Origin of the sequence: Maribellus sp. YY47 (assembly GCF_023111095.1) — a bacterium.
In the GTDB taxonomy this organism is placed as follows: Bacteria; Bacteroidota; Bacteroidia; order Bacteroidales; family Prolixibacteraceae; genus Draconibacterium.
The window spans coordinates 79,563-94,317 of record NZ_JALGYW010000013.1 but is presented as its reverse complement, the minus strand read 5'-3'; the positions used below and the strand labels follow the sequence as shown (position 1 = coordinate 94,317).

At 42.8% G+C, this 14,755-nt stretch carries 10 protein-coding genes; 5 read left to right on the top strand and 5 right to left on the bottom strand.

The genetic code is table 11. The features are described from left to right. Nucleotides 1-4 precede the first annotated feature (4 nt). Nucleotides 5-3,193, top strand: coding sequence for an error-prone DNA polymerase (locus MR764_RS12205; RefSeq protein WP_247979700.1), 3,189 nt, complete (start codon nt 5-7; stop codon nt 3,191-3,193). Between the two features lie 7 nt (nt 3,194-3,200). Here the strand turns inward: MR764_RS12205 and MR764_RS12200 are convergent, their stop codons facing one another. The 4 genes from MR764_RS12200 to ablA all read right to left on the bottom strand — a co-directional run bounded on the left by MR764_RS12200 (nt 3,201) and on the right by ablA (nt 6,785). Further along, entirely contained in the window at nt 3,201-4,037 is an 837-nt protein-coding gene (locus MR764_RS12200; protein ID WP_247979699.1) for a mechanosensitive ion channel domain-containing protein, read from the bottom strand. A 187-nt stretch (nt 4,038-4,224) separates the two neighbouring features. Then, nucleotides 4,225-4,452 carry a hypothetical protein gene (locus tag MR764_RS12195; protein ID WP_247979698.1) on the bottom strand — a complete coding sequence of 76 codons (228 nt, stop codon included), beginning with the start codon at nt 4,450-4,452 and terminating at the stop codon, nt 4,225-4,227. 191 nt (nt 4,453-4,643) lie between these two features. After that, nucleotides 4,644-5,480, bottom strand: a complete 837-nt coding sequence (gene ablB, locus MR764_RS12190; protein ID WP_247979697.1) for a putative beta-lysine N-acetyltransferase — start codon at nt 5,478-5,480, stop codon at nt 4,644-4,646. Continuing rightward, on the bottom strand, nt 5,481-6,785 hold the full coding sequence (gene ablA / locus MR764_RS12185; protein WP_247979696.1) for a lysine 2,3-aminomutase: 1,305 nt from the start codon (nt 6,783-6,785) through the stop codon (nt 5,481-5,483). A 222-nt stretch (nt 6,786-7,007) separates the two neighbouring features. Here ablA and MR764_RS12180 point away from each other — a divergent pair, with 222 nt between their 5' ends. After that, entirely contained in the window at nt 7,008-9,221 is a 2,214-nt protein-coding gene (locus tag MR764_RS12180) for a bifunctional alpha,alpha-trehalose-phosphate synthase (UDP-forming)/trehalose-phosphatase (RefSeq protein WP_247979695.1), read from the top strand. A 72-nt stretch (nt 9,222-9,293) separates the two neighbouring features. After that, nucleotides 9,294-11,096: a glycoside hydrolase family 15 protein gene (locus MR764_RS12175; RefSeq protein ID WP_247979694.1), complete on the top strand. Its 1,803-nt coding sequence runs from the start codon at nt 9,294-9,296 to the stop codon at nt 11,094-11,096. Nucleotides 11,097-11,105: 9 nt separating this feature from the next. Here the strand turns inward: MR764_RS12175 and MR764_RS12170 are convergent, their stop codons facing one another. Then, nucleotides 11,106-11,594, bottom strand: a complete 489-nt coding sequence (locus tag MR764_RS12170; protein ID WP_247979693.1) for a MarR family transcriptional regulator — start codon at nt 11,592-11,594, stop codon at nt 11,106-11,108. Nucleotides 11,595-11,979: 385 nt separating this feature from the next. On the opposite strand from MR764_RS12170, the gene MR764_RS12165 reads away from it, so the two are divergent. Both MR764_RS12165 and MR764_RS12160 read left to right on the top strand, forming a co-directional pair. Further along, complete coding sequence (locus MR764_RS12165) at nt 11,980-13,296, top strand: ACT domain-containing protein (RefSeq protein ID WP_247979692.1); 1,317 nt, start codon at nt 11,980-11,982, stop codon at nt 13,294-13,296. Between the two features lie 80 nt (nt 13,297-13,376). Continuing rightward, nucleotides 13,377-14,681, top strand: coding sequence for an O-acetylhomoserine aminocarboxypropyltransferase/cysteine synthase (locus MR764_RS12160; protein ID WP_247979691.1), 1,305 nt, complete (start codon nt 13,377-13,379; stop codon nt 14,679-14,681). The last annotated feature ends 74 nt before the right edge of the window (nt 14,682-14,755 follow it).

Genomic DNA, 14,755 nt, shown 5'->3' with positions numbered 1-14,755 from the left:
GGCGATGGAGTATGCAGAATTACAGGTAACCACCAGTTATTCGTTTTTAAGGGGAGGCTCGCATCCCGACGAGCTGGTTGAACAAGCTGCAATACTGGGATACAAAGCAATTGCGATTACCGATCGCAATACACTCGCAGGAGTGGTTCGCGCCCATGTAACAGCACGGGAGAAGCGTGTGAGACTGATACCCGGCTGTCATCTCGTTTTGCTGGATGGCCCGTCGTTATTGGCTTATCCAATCAACAAAAACGGCTATGCCAACTTGTCGAAGTTGTTGACCGATGGTAACCTGCGCGCAGAAAAAGGGGAATGTTTTCTTTACCGGACCGATGTCTATAAATATGCCGCAGGAATCAAATTTATTGCGATACCACCGGCATCACTTAATACCGATTTTGATTTCCAGACTGAATTCTTAACTGCGCTGAAAGAGTACAAAGAAAGGCTGGGCAGCGATCTGTATCTCGCAGCAAGTTTTTCGTATCAGGGCGATGATCATAAAAAACTATTTCGGCTTTCGCGATTGGGAGTACCGCTGGTGGCGACCAACGACGTGCATTATCATGCCGCCGAACGAAGAGAGTTGCAGGATGTGCTTACGTGCATCCGCGAGAAATGTACCATTCAGTCGGCGGGTTTTAAATTGCACCAAAATGCCGAGCGTTACTTAAAGTCGATTCCTGAAATGCACCGTCTTTTTCGTCCATATCCGGAAGCCATTCGAAATGCATTGAAACTAGCCGATTTCTGTCGTTTCTCGCTCGATGAGCTAAAATATCGTTACCCGGAAGAAATTACCAGCGAAGGACGAACACCCATGGAAGAGTTGGTTTATCTCGCATGGAAAGGTGCTCACGAGTATTTTGGAAAGGAGATTCCCGCAAAGATCAAGGAAACCATTGATATGGAGCTGGAGTTTATCGGGCGGAAAGATTATGCTTCCTACTTTCTTACGGTGTACGATTATGTACGGGAAGCCCGTGCCCGCGGGATTCTTTGCCAGGGACGTGGTTCGGCTGCTAATTCGGTGGTTTGCTATTGTCTCGGAATTACGGCTGTCGATCCGTCTAAAATTAAAGTGCTGTTTGCGCGGTTTATGAGCGACGAACGTAATGAACCTCCTGACATTGATGTGGATTTTGAACACGAGCGCCGCGAGGAGATCATGCAGTATATTTACGAGAAGTACGGTCGCGACCGGGCCGGCATTGTGGCTACTGTTACGCAGGTGCATTGGAAAGGAGCCGTACGCGATGTGGGCAAAGCGATGGGATTGTCGCTTGATGCAATCAATGTACTTTCGAAATCAAAATACGAGTTTACCGAAGACTGGTTTGAAGGAAAAACGACAGATACTTCCAGTTTCAATCCCCGCGATCCGCATTTGCGCAAAGTATTGGAAATTACGATGCAATACATTGGCTTTCCTCGTCAGTTGGGACAGCATACAGGAGGATTTGTGATTACCCGCGGAAAATTGCACGAACTGTGCCCGATACTGAATGCCCGCATGGAAGACCGCACCTGTATAGAATGGAACAAAGACGATATTGAAGCGCTGGGATTTATGAAAGTGGATGTGCTGGCGCTGGGAATGCTTACCTGTATCCGAAAAGCGTTTGACCTGGCTAAGCGGCATTATGGACTCGATCTGACCTTGGCAAATATTCCGCAAGACGATCCGAAAGTGTACGAAATGATCAGCCACGCCGATACGCTTGGAGTATTTCAGATTGAAAGCCGGGCGCAAATGTCGATGTTACCACGGTTGCGACCCCGAAAATTCTACGATCTGGTAATCGAAGTGGCCATTGTACGTCCCGGCCCCATTCAGGGCGATATGGTACATCCGTATTTAAAAAGGCGCAATGGCGAGGAGCCGGTGGAATTTCCTTCAGAAGAATTAAAGGAAATTTTAGGAAGAACGTTGGGAGTTCCTCTGTTTCAGGAGCAGGCAATGGAAATTGCCATTGTAGCTGCAGGATTTACTCCTGCCGAGGCCGATGGTTTACGCCGAAGCATGGCCACGTTTAAATCGAAGGGGAAGGTAAGCTGGTACCGCGAAAAGCTGGTTGGAGGCATGGTAAAACGAGGTTATACCGAAGAGTTTGCTTCACGTGTGTTTAAGCAAATCGAAGGATTTGGAAGTTATGGTTTTCCTGAAAGTCATGCAGCCAGTTTTGCCTTGCTGGTGTATATTTCATCGTGGCTGAAATGCCATTATCCTGACGTTTTTGCAGCAGCTTTGCTCAACAGTCAGCCCATGGGATTTTATCAGCCGGCACAAATTGTGATCGATGCCCGCAAACATGGGGTGGAGGTGCGGCCTGTGGATGTCAATCATTCTTATTGGGATAATACCCTGGAAGAAAAGGAAGGGGCGTATTGTGCGCTTCGTTTGGGTTTTCGGCAGGTAAAAGGTTTACGCGAAGAAGATATGGAAAAGCTGGTTTTGGGCAGGTGTGTATCTTATAAAAATGTAAATGAACTTTTAGATGCAGGTGTTTCTCCGGCGGCGCTCGAACGGTTGGCCGATGCCGATGCTTTTCGTTCCATTGGCCTCGACAGAAGGCAGGCTTTGTGGGAAGTTTCGGCTTTGCGCGATCATCCAACCGGGGTATTTACCGGAACACCTTCGCAAAGTGCCTCCGAAGAAGTTGTTCAGCTTCCGGCTATGACCGACAGCGAACACGTGATCCAGGATTATGCAAGCACTTCCTTGTCGCTGAAAGCTCATCCGGTTAGTTTTTTGCGGGGCAGGTTGAACCGGATGAACGTGACGCCGACCTCGGGATTAAGCTCGATGAAAAATGGGCAGTCTGTTAGAATGTGTGGACTGATTACCGTCAGGCAGCGCCCGGGGACGGCTAAAGGTGTGTTGTTTATTACCATCGAAGATGAAACCGGTTTTGCCAACCTTGTGGTATGGTCCACCGTTTTTGAAAAATACAGGAAAGTGATTCTTCAGTCGAATTTGCTGATGGTGGAAGGAAAGCTGCAAATTGCCGGTGAAGTGATTCATGTGGTGGTAAATACCTGTTTCAATATGAATGAGATCATGAGCTTAAAAAACAAAGGACGCAACCTGGGATCTTTTCAAAAGCGGGCAAATTCAGTGAAAACCGAAGAAAATTCACGGACTCTGCAGGTGGTTCAGGGAGAGCTTTTCCGCTCCAGAGATTTTAAATGATAAACGTCTAATTCCCCGATTTCATATGCAGGTCTAGTTGCGGGAACGGAATGGTAACCTTGTTTTCTACAAACTTGCGGTTGATGGTTTTCCGGATGTCGGATTTTACATTTTCGATGCGGAAAATGTTTTTACTGAAAAACAACAATTCGAAATCGAGCGAAGAACTGCCAAAATCGACAAAACGAGCTTTGATGAGTTCCGCTTCTACCACTTCGGGATGTTCGGCAGCGCTTTCTTTCAAAAGTCTTTCCACCAAGTCAATATCGCTTCCGTAAGCTACTCCAACTTTTATCCGGAAACGGGTCTTTTTCGACTGGTGGCTCCAGTTAATTACTTTGCTGTTGGTGATCAGTGAATTTGGAATAATGACCATAATATCGTCGCGGGTAAGTGCCTCCGAAGTTCGCAAACCGATTTTTCGTATCAGCAAAATTTCTCCATCCACTTCCAAAATATCTCCAACACGAATCGAACCTTCAAACAATAAAATCAGGCCCGAAACAAAATCATTAAACGTACTTTGAAGCCCCAGGCCAACACCTACCAGCAAAGCCGCTGATCCCGCCATTAAAACCGTCAGCTTTAGCCCGAAAGATTCGAGAATGATCAGGATTGTAATTACCCAAACAAAATATTTGATGATCTGAAACACGCTGATCAGGTTACCCTGCTTCGACGGATCGAGTGATTTCTTTTTGCGGAAAAGTATTTTTTTTATGATCCACAGAAACAGATGGGTAACAACAACAGCAAATAAAACGATCAATACTGATTTCAGGCTAAATACAAATTCCTTGTATTTGAAAATTTGATAATCGAGTAAGTGCTCAAACGCTTCCATGTTCACTATTTAAACCAATTAAAAGTAGCTTTTTTATTCTAAAATCCATGCGATGACTCATTGTTCTTGCAAAACCGGCGAACAAGAATATTGTGAGTAATGAAATTGTAATTTTGGGAATTAAACAACACAACGTCCAGCATTGCAGTCAGATTTATGCAGAAAAAGAAATATCAATCCAACTCCATTACCTAAGCTCAACGTTGAGCTCGATATATGAAGTTTTATTGGCTTGTTTGATGTGGCCTTTGTGGATAAGCGAGTAAATAGCTTCCTGTCCTTTGGTGGCCGATATTTTCAATTCTTTAATTATCTCACCGTAAATACATTTCCCGTTAGCGTTTAGAAACGATAGAATGTCTTTTTCGTAGGGGTTGCTTACTTTGCTTATATCCAGTTGTTTCCTTACTTGCATTTGCTACTCCTTTTCTTGGTTTACACTGTTTTCAATTATTAACTCGTTGTATCGTTTGCAGTTTCTCCACCCCTTAATTCCCCTGTTACAGAATACGTTTCTGTAAATAGGAAGCGGGGTAGAACTCACTACTTCTTTGCCTTGGAATATGTCGCATTCTCTGGCAAACCTGCATCTATTTCCTAAATTCATCATATGTGTTTATAGTAAATGTTCATACTTTCTATTTTTCCCGATATGTTGGTGTTTTTTAAAGAGGTTCCGCAGTAATAATAACGCAGTTTCAGGAAGGTTTTGTTCATACCTGCTGAATTCAGGCGTGCAATGGTGTAAAGGGTTTTTATACCGTCCTTTTTCATTTCACTTTCCATGCTGCGCAGTAAAATTTGCGCCAGTCCTTTCCCTCTATATTCAGGTAAGGTTGCAAAATCGGTCATTTCAGCATTTAGTGCATCTTCGTCAACTTCGGCTGATGCCAGTGCAATTAATTTCCTATCTGCTTCCACTCCAAAATACTGCACTGCATTTTGCATGGTATGGCTTATGTACGCCGGATCTTGAATAGGGAAGGGATAGCTTTCGAATACGGTACTGTAAACCGCTGAAATACTTTCGCAATCTTCCTCTTTTAACCGGCGTACCTGAAAAGTACTTTGCCGATTCGTTTCTTTTTCTGCTTTGTCCTGTTGATTTAGCAAGTTGCTGAGCTCATTAAGCTGTTCACTTTCGATATTTAGCAGCCGGTCTGAACTTAAAAACTTCGACATAAAAAACACGGTTTCCTCTCCCTTGAAAAATCGGGGGATTTGAGCTTCCACCATAAAACCGTTGGCAATAAAGTAGGGCGACATTCGCTGTGGTACCTTACAGAAAATCTTGGAATACCTGTTGGTACGTGCCAGTTGATTCATTTCCTCTATAACTGAAGGGCAATCTTCCGGGGCAAGTTTCATAAGGTAAACCCTCTGGTTGAGATTGCCATGCTGAATCCATGTTCCAATTCCTATTTTTTCAATCTTATCCTGCATCTAATCCCTCCTTGATATACGTTCGTTGTCTTCCGGAATCAGAGAAATGGTATCGTTTGTGTCTGAAAGTAGTTTCTCAATCCCGATGGCTTGCGATTCGTCAATTTCTTTCAATTTGAGATCCAGGTTGCAATTGTCGCAATCACGATCACAAAATTTTTGTTCATACGCATCGGGTTCCTGATAGGTAGTAATAACGCCTTCGTAGTTCCGGAGAACCACTTTGTTGGTCGACCAGGAAATGATATAATTGGGCATTACCGGTATTTTTCCTCCGCCTCCGGGAGCATCAATAACATAGGTAGGCCTTGCGAACCCACTGGTGTGTCCAACCAGGCTTTCCATTATTTCAATCCCTTTCCCGATGGGCGTTCTGAAATGTGACAGGCCTTCCGACAGATCGCATTGATAAAGATAATACGGGCGCACGCGGTTTTGCACCAGTTTATGCAACAATGTTTTCATAATTCTGGGGCAGTCGTTCACATCGGCTAGCAATACTGATTGATTTCCAAGAGGAAATCCTCCGTCGGCCAGTTTGGCCAGCGCTTCTTTTGAAGACGATGTAATCTCGTTCGGATGGTTGAAATGCGTATTGATCCAAAGCGGCTGGTATTTTTTCAGAATATTAACCAGATCGTCGGTAATGCGGTAAGGCAAAACCACCGGCATGCGGGTACCGATCCGGATAATTTCTACGTGTTTGATTTTATGAATTTCTGAAAGCAACCAATCGATCATGCTGTCGGGAAGCATAAACGGATCGCCGCCCGAAAGCAAAACATCCCTGACCTGTGGTGTATTCCGGATGTATTCAATACCTTTCATCAACTGTGCTTTCGATGGAACATAATCGATGTCGCCAACTTTTCGTTTGCGGGTACAGTGTCGGCAATACATTGAGCATATGTTGCTTACGTGAAACAATACACGGTCAGGATACCGGTGTGTGATTCCTTCTACCGGACTGTCTTTTTCCTCTGATAAAGGATCTGCGTGTTCCGATTTTAGTGTGGTTAGTTCGTCTATATTTCCAAACGATTGTTTAAATACAGGATCGTTTCTGAAATTCTGTTTGTCGATTAAAGACAGGTAGTAGGGGGTAATGGACAAGGGAAATTTATCGAAAGTTTTTTGAAGGTTTTCTTTTTCTTTGGCGTCGAATGTAACTCCCGTAAGCTGCTCAAATTTTTCGAGTGACTTTATGGAGTGTTTCAGCTGCCATTTCCAGTCTTTCCATTTTGATATTTTTAATTGGTCTTCTATTCGGTTGGCAATCAGTTGTTGTTTTTCGGAAAAAATCATGTACGTGTCTGTTTTTATTTTGTCGCGATTCTTTAAAGCTTGTAGAGAATATAATTCAACAAAAATGTTTCTATGCGAACAAAAATAGAAAAATAAAATCAGCCTTAAAAATAGTTATATTTCATTTCATTTGTTTAACAATGCATTAAAATAGAATTTAGAATCGTTTAAAACAATTTACCTATCTTTGTTGTATTAATAATTTCTATTGAAATAAATCATATGACACGATTAATAATAGCTTCAAACCGGTTGCCGGTGAAGATTGATAAAAATGAAGACGAAATGCAGATTACGCCCAGTGCCGGAGGATTGGCAACGGGTTTAAAATCTTATCATAAAGCCAATAACAGTGTATGGATTGGTTGGCCGGGGATTATTCCGGAGTCTGATAACGAAGCCCGGGTAGTAACTTCATTGTTGCAGCAGGAACAATGTCTTCCTGTTTTTTTGGATGAAGAGTTAATTGCGAATTATTATGATGGATTTAGCAATGCTACTTTGTGGCCCTTGTTTCATTACTTTACCGAATTTGCCGAGTTTAAAGAAAAATACTGGAAGGCCTACCGAAAAGTCAATGAGCTTTTTGCGCAGGCTATAATTGATAGTGCCGGAGAAAATGACCAGGTTTGGGTGCACGACTACCAGCTATTACTGGTTCCGCAAATACTTCGCGAAAAACGCCCGGATCTTACGATCGGCTTTTTCCTGCATATACCGTTTCCTTCGTACGAGATTATCCGGATTTTACCGTGGCGAAAGGAAATCATTGAAGGATTACTTGGCGCTGATCTGATTGGGTTTCATACCTACGATTATGCCCGGCACTTTATTAGTTCGGTAAAACGATTGCTGGGGCACGATGTTGAGTTCAGTCAGATAAAACTCGAACATCGAAAAGTTTTTGTCGACGTATTTCCGATGGGGATCGACTATAAAAAGTTTGAAAGTCTTGCATCGGAAATTCAAAGTAAATCGATAAAGGATCGATCTCCTGTTCATCAGGATATCGATCGGTTTCTGATGAGTACGCCTAATCGTAAACTGATACTTTCAATCGACCGGCTGGATTACACCAAAGGGATTCCTCAGCGTTTAAAGGCTTTTCGTCTCTTTTTGAGGAAATATCCTGAGTACATTGAACGGGTTTCGCTGATTATGCTAACCGTTCCTTCCAGAACAGATGTTGAGCAGTATCAGAATCTGAAAAACGAGGTAGATGTTTTGGTCGGAAGCATTAATGGAGAATTTGGCCGCCTGAACTGGAATCCGGTGATTTATTTCTACCGGTCGATGCCGCTTGAAAACCTTATAGAACTTTACAGCTCTGCAGATGTCGCTTTACTGACTCCGTTACGCGACGGGATGAACCTGGTGGCCAAAGAATACGTGGCGTCGAAAGTAAAACAAAAGGGAGTGCTTGTGCTCAGTGAAATGGCAGGCGCATCGAAAGAACTGGGTGAAGCCATCGCTGTAAATCCCAATAACATTGCAGATACAGCCGATGCTATTTATCGGGCACTTACAATGGATCACGAGGAAGGTTCGAAAGCTATGCGGGCTATGCAAAAACGCATCAGAAGGTATGATATATATAAATGGGCCAACGAGTTTATAACCAGCCTGTCGGGCACCGTTGACAGACAATCAGATTATCATGCCAGAAAAGTATCGCTTCCTATCAAAAATAAAATATTCAAAGATTTTAGTAAAGCCGATAAAAGGGTGATCTTTCTTGATTACGACGGTACTTTGCAGCGCTTTTACGACAATCCACAGGCTGCAGGCCCCGATCCTGAGTTGTTCACGATTCTCGACAACCTGTCGAATGTGGAAAATAACTGCCTGGTGTTGGTGAGTGGCCGCGATCGCGAAACTTTTAACAATTGGTTTGGAGACCGCAATTATACATTGATTGCAGAGCATGGTGCCTGGATCAAAAAAACAGGCAGGGAATGGAAAGAAAGAAAACCCATTAACTCGGAGTGGAAAGGAAATATTTTGCCTATACTCGAATCGTATGTTGACCGAACGCCCGGAAGTTTTATTGAAGAAAAGACTTATTCGCTGGTTTGGCATTACAGAAAAGCTGATATCGAGTTGGGAGCATTGCGAGCATTAGAGTTGCTTCATGATATGTCAAACATGTTGTACAATCAGGACCTGGAAATTCTGGAAGGTAAAAAAGTAATTGAAATTAAAGTTTCAGGTATCAATAAAGGAATTGCTGCATCTGAATTTCTGCATGAAAATCCGGCCGATTTTTCTATGGCCATCGGTGATGACTGGACCGATGAATTTCTGTTTAAGGAATTGCCCGAAAGCGCCCATACCATAAAGGTGGGAACTGAAAATTCGGTAGCGAAATACTATCTGACCAATTACCGGGAAGTTCGTAATTTCATAACTGAGATTGTCTCGGGTAAAAACCGATAATAGCGTTCGGTCAAATAATAGTAAACAAATGTAGAGCCCGGTCTGGTTTTGGGCTGATTCAAAAGACAGAAGATGGATAATTTAAATTATGCCGTAATTGGTAATTGTAAGAGTGCTGCTTTAATTTCGGATAAAGGATCGATCGATTGGTGCTGTTTGCCCGACTTTAATTCATCGTCAGTTTTTGCAAAAATTCTGGACGAAAACCGAGGCGGCAGTTTCGAGATTCTGGTTGATGATAGTTACCAAGTTCAACAATCCTATATACGAACCACTAATATTGTTTCTACTGTTTTCAGAAGTGGAAATGATTGCTTTAAGGTAATTGATTTTATGCCCCGTTATTTAAACGGCGAAGGCTATTTTAATCCGGCTGAAATAATACGTTACTTCAGATATGTTTCGGGGAAACCGGCTTTCAGGCTAAAGTACGATCCAAAGGTGGAATATGCCCGTTTTGATATTCGACTCGAAGATGAAGACGAATACATAAAATGTTATACAACCGGTGGTGACTATGATTCGGTTTATTTGTACACCGATTTTAATAAGCAGGATATACTTCAGCAAAAAACAATTTATCTGGAAAAAGATGCTTTTGCACTGATGTCGTACGATCAGAAATTGCTCTCACAAACACTCGACCGCCAGTACTTAAAGCTTCAGAAAACCAAAGTGTATTGGCTGGAATGGGCTAACAAATTGACTTCTTATGCGATGTACAACAAAGAAATCGTTCGGAGTGCTTTGGTTTTGAAATTGTTGAGCTATGATAAAACAGGAGCGGTTTTGGCAGCAGTAACTACCTCTTTGCCGGAAACAATCGGTGAAGAAAGAAACTGGGATTATCGGTTTTGCTGGATCCGCGATGCTTCGATGGTGATAAAAGTAATGTCGAGTTTAGGGCATTTGAATACCGTAAAACGATTTATGCGTTTTATCATCGACATTATTCCTGACAAGGACGAAAAAATTCAGATCATGTACGGCATTAACCGGGAAAAAGTGCTGACCGAAGAAACCCTTGATCATTTGAGCGGATACATGCATTCCTCTCCGGTTCGAATTGGGAATGCAGCCTACCTGCAAAAACAAAACGATATTTACGGGATCCTGGTAGATGTTATTTATCAGCAGTTTACCGATTTTAAAATTTCGCTCGAAGACAGCGAGTCATTGTGGACCATTGTGCGAAGCATTGTTCGGATAGTAGAAAATAACTGGGATAAGCCCGATAAAGGCATTTGGGAGATCCGTACCGACGAAAAACATTTTACCTTCTCAAAAGTATTGTGTTGGGTGGCAATCGACCGCGCTGTGAAAATTGCCCGATTTATTCATAAAGACAAATACGTAAAAGAGTGGGAGCCGCTGGCTGAAACCATACGTAGCGAAATTCTGGATAAAGCCTGGAACGAAGAAATTGGCGCTTTTACACAGTTTTACGGCTCCGGTGATCTCGATGCCTCTACTTTACTGATGGCTTCCTATGGTTTTATCGATGCAACGGATCCGCGCTATATTCAAACCGTTAAAGCCACTGAAAAGGAATTGTGCGTAGATGGGTTGATGTATCGTTACCGAAATAGAGATGATTTCGGCTTGCCCAGTTCTTCTTTTACCATTTGCACGTTTTGGCTGATAAATGCGATGAATGCGATTGGCGAAAAGAAACGTGCAAAAGCCTTATTTGAGCAACTTCTTTTGTATAGCAACCATGTAGGATTATTTAGCGAAGACATCGATTTTAAAACCAAACGCTTGTTGGGAAACTTTCCGCAGGCCTATTCACATTTGGCATTAATTGAAACCGCCATAAACCTGGCAAAGGGGGAGTTAACCGAAGACGGACAAATATTAGAGGCAATACATTAGAAAGGGAAGCTATTCGCTTGCAATTTCTTCCAGGCCATCCTCTAAAGTAAGCATTGGCGAAGCTTCCAGGGTGTCAATATCAAGAATGCCGATAAGGATATTTAGTCCCGACTCAACGACCCGTAATTCGTCTTCTTTCAGAAGTTTGAGCTTCTCTGAAAGTTGCATGTGCAAAAGTTCCGGAATGCTTTTTAAAAGTTTATCTCCCGAAGAAGTCAGTACAATGTTTACCACCCGTTTGTCGCCAAGTTTGGGCAAACGGGCCAGGTAGCCTTTTCTTTCCAGCCGATCGATAATTCCGCTAACGGTACTGGGATTCAGGTTCAGAAACTTACGTATATCTCCTTGTGTTGACCGGTAACCGGGTGACTGGTGCAAATAATTAAGGCAAAGCACCTGCGGAATGCTTACCCCGTAATCTTTTTGAATCTTTTTGGATTCAATATCGATCGACCGGACAATCTTGCGTATTTTAATCAGGATATCAGTAGTTTCCATACGAACAAAAATACAAATGTTTTGAGATTTGCAACTTTTGAGGATACAGATATTGTAGAATCGAAGTAAAATCGACTTCTGGATTTTCAATTGAAGAATCATATGAATAAATATCCAATGTGAAATTTATCTGAATTCATTTTAAATAGGCTTGTCGGATTAAAAAATCCCAGTATATTTGAGCCAAACAAAATCGACAGGAATGAAGATGGATTTCAGAAATAGCATTTTGAGAGTTACAGTAAACTACTGTGGCACCATGTTTATGTCGTCGGTTTCTATGTTTATGCGCTAGCCTTCATTCGATGGTTTCCGTTGATTGAAGGCATTTTCGTACCTGAGCGTTTAAAAACAAATTGATTTTTTACTTAAAAACATAATTCGTATGTCGGATAAGGTTATTCGATTGGGCGGTAGCCATCTGGGCAATTCTGAATCGATCGTTCATTTGACAAAATACCTCAACCATTTCGTTGGTCGCAGGTTTATAGTGGTTTCAGCAGTGCCTGAGTTGTTGGAAATACTAAGTGCTAATATGGCAACAGTATTGGAAAAGGAACCCGACCATGATGCATTGCTGACTCAGCTGCTTTCGGTGCACCGTAATATTACCCAAAAAGAAGCGAGTGATTCTTACCATCAACTGGCGGAGCAGGCCAGTGGTTTGTTAAAAGGAATTGCTTTGATCGGCGATTATTCAAGGGCGCTGAAAGACCAGGTGCTGAGCTTTTCCGAAAAGCTGACAGTGGAAATTGTGAAGACCATCTGGCCCGATTCACAGGTTCTTTTACCCGAGCAAATTGCGTTGCAGACCACATCCGACTATGGAAATGCATCCTTTGTTTCGGTCGACAGCGTTTATTTAAAATCGTTACCAAACGGAAACTTCATTATTCCCGGAACTTATGGTATTGCAGAAAACAAGAAAATTGCGCGTACCGGGAAAACTTCGGCCGACTATACTGCTGCATTTCTGACACGTGAACTGGGTGTAGAACGACTCGAATTGTGGGGACTGGATTTTGATTTTCAACGGGCCGATCCTTGGATTATTGAAAGCCCGGAAGTGATCAAACGTTTAACCTATTCCGAAGCCAGCGAATTGGCCTATTTCGATCATTATTCGTTGCATCCGCGAACAGTGGAGCCTCTGGAACGGACTCATATTCCGATTGAAGTGTTGAGTGCTGCATCCTCAGAAGGAAAGGTGGAAACGGTCATCAATACAGAAACGTTTATCGAAGACCAGATTGTTAAAAGTGTGGCCTGCACCGATGACATTTCATTGTTGAAACTGGATGGGCCAGGCGTTGGTTTGAAACCCGGGATTTTGGCTCGAGTAACAACACAGCTGAACAAAGCCGGTATTAACATAAAATCAGTAATTACTTCACAAACTTCGATCAACTTCATTTTAAGTGAAAAAAACGGAGATAAAGCACTCTCGCTGGTCAACGGAATGGGATTTTCGTCGGTAACCGATATATCGGTTGTAAAAGACCTTTCACTGATTGGAATTGTCGGGCACGGAATGCAGCACGCTTACGGCGTTTCTGCTAAAATTTTTACTGCCGTTGCCAACAATCAAATTAATGTTGTGATCAGCGGTTCTGGTGCTTCCGATTTGGTTAGCTATCTGATCGTTAGTAAGTCAGATAAAGAAAAAAGCGTTCGGGAAATTTACAGTGCATTCTTTGGATAAATGATTTTATTGGGATTTGAGAAAGAAAGAACAGCCAAAGATTGTTACATAAAAAGCTATTAACCCATAAAGAAATTAAAATGACAACAAGAAAACTCAAATTTGAAACCCTCCAGCAGCACGCTGGCCAACAACCTGACCCAACTACAAATTCAAGGGCAGTGCCTATTTACCAGACCTCGTCGTATGTGTTTAACAGCGCAGAACATGCAGCGAATTTGTTCGGTCTGAAAGAATTTGGAAACATATATACCCGCATAATGAACCCCACAAATGATGTATTCGAACAACGAATTGCAGCATTGGAAGGTGGAGTGGCTGCGTTGTCAGTGGCTTCGGGGCATGCAGCACAGTTTATCGCACTGAACAACATCCTCGATTTGGGTGATAATTTTGTTACTTCCCCCTATTTATATGGCGGTTCATACAATCAATTTAAAGTATCGTTTAAGAAACTGGGAGTAGAAGCGCGCTTTGCAGCCGATCTGAATCCAGAATCGTTTGAGGCTTTAATTGATGAAAAAACTAAGGCGATTTACTTGGAGACCATTGGTAATCCCGGCTTTAATATTCCGGATTTTGAAGCGATCGCTGCAGTTGCCAAAAAGTATGACGTTCCGTTTATTGTCGACAATACTTTTGGTGGTGGTGGTTATCTTTGCCGCCCGATTGAATTTGGCGCCAACATCGTAGTTGAATCGGCTACCAAATGGATTGGTGGACACGGCAGCAGCATTGGCGGTGTGATTGTGGATGCAGGGACATACAACTGGGGAAATGGGAAATTTCCGGGTTTCACCGAACCATCTGAGGGATATCATGGATTGAAATACTGGGATGTGTTTAACTTTGACGGCCCGTTTGGAAACATCGCTTTTATCACGAAAGCACGTGTTGAAGGATTGCGCGACTGGGGACCATCGTTGAGTCCGTTTAACTCGTTCCTGTTGATACAGGGATTGGAAACATTGTCGCTGAGGATGGATCGCCATGTCGAAAACACGCTGGCACTGGCAAAATGGTTGCAAAATCATCCGAAAGTGGAAAGTGTGAATTATCCCGGACTGGAAGGAAACCATTCGTACGAGAATGCTAAAAAATACCTTCCGAAAGGAGCAGGCGGCGTACTGTCTTTTAATGTGAAGGGCGATAAAAGCCAGGCTAACCAGGTGGTGGAAGGCTTGCAAATGGTGAGTCACCTGGCCAACGTGGGCGATGCTAAAACGCTGATTATTCAGCCAGCAGCAACTACACACCAGCAATTGCCGGAAGAAGCGCAGATTGCTGCCGGAGTTTACCCGACACAGTTGCGTGTAAGTGTTGGATTGGAACACATCGACGATATTATCGCCGATTTTGAACAGGCTTTGGATAAAGTAAAATAAAGTAATAAATATTGAGTAGTGGGTGATGAGTTTAAGTCGCAATACTTACTCATTTCTCACTACTCAAATCTAAA